This window comes from Micromonospora sp. MH33, from assembly GCF_003013775.1.
Taxonomy (GTDB): Bacteria; Actinomycetota; Actinomycetes; order Mycobacteriales; family Micromonosporaceae; genus Micromonospora; species Micromonospora fulviviridis.
This window is the reverse complement of the sequence record NZ_MUYZ01000653.1, coordinates 1-1,083: the sequence shown is the minus strand read 5'-3', so window position 1 is coordinate 1,083 and position 1,083 is coordinate 1. Positions and strand designations below refer to the sequence as shown.

Below are 1,083 nucleotides of genomic sequence, written 5' to 3'. Positions count from 1 at the left end.
GCCGCCGGCCGTGGTGGACCTGGTGCTCGACGGCATCGTCGGGATCGGCGGCACCGGCGGGCTCCGGGAGACCGCCGACCAACTCGCCGCGAGCCTGGCCGAGCGCAGCGGGCGAAACGGCACCCGGGCCACGGTGGTCGCGGTGGACGTGCCGAGCGGCGTCGCGGTGGACACCGGCCACGTGCCGCTCACCGCCTCCGGCCGGCCCTGCGCGGTCCGCGCCGACGTGACGGTCGCCTTCGGCGCGCTGAAGCCGGCCCTGGTGGTCGGCCCGGCCGCGCCGCTCGCCGGTCACGTCGAGCTGGTCGACATCGGGCTGGCGCCGTGGCTGCGCGGCACCCCGGCGTTGCGCGTCACCGAGTGGTCCGACGTGGTCGACTGGTGGCCCCGGCTCGGCCCGTCCTCGGAGAAGTACAGCCGGGGCGTGGTCGGCGTGGCGACCGGCTCGGCCACCTACCCGGGCGCGGCGGTGCTCTCGGTGAGCGGCGCGCTGGCCGGCCCCACCGGCATGGTCCGCTACGCGGGCGGCGCCCGCGCGGAGGTGCTGCACCAGCACCCGTCGGTGATCGCCACCGACCGGGTCGCCGACGCCGGCCGGGTGCAGGCGTGGATCTGCGGCTCGGGGCTGGGCACCGGCGAGGATTCCGCCGCCGCGCTGCGTGCGGTGCTCGCCGCGCCGGTGCCGGTGGTGCTCGACGCCGACGCGCTCACCCTGCTGGTCGACGGCAAGCTGGCGGACCGGCTGCGCGGGCGGGACGCCCCGATCGTGGTGACCCCGCACGACCGCGAGTACGCCCGGCTCTGCGGCGAGTCGCCGGGGGCGGACCGCGTCGGCGCGGCACTGCGGCTGGCCGCCTGGATGAACGCGGTGGTGCTGCTCAAGGGCGACCGCACGATCATCGGCACCCCGGACGGCCGGGCCTACGTCAATCCGACCGGCACGCCGGTGCTGGCCACCGGGGGCACCGGCGATGTGCTGGCCGGGCTGCTCGGCTCGCTGCTCGCCGCCGGGCTCGCGCCGGAGCGGGCGGCCGCCGCGGCGGCGTACCTGCACGGGCTGGCCGGTCGCGAGGCGGCGCGCGG

Annotated in this window: 1 protein-coding gene; it reads left to right on the top strand. The window is 78.7% G+C overall.

Annotated elements, in window-relative coordinates; genetic code table 11:
• Positions 1-1,083: NAD(P)H-hydrate dehydratase (locus B0E53_RS36700; RefSeq protein ID WP_107079938.1), on the top strand; the 1,083-nt coding region annotated here is incomplete at both ends.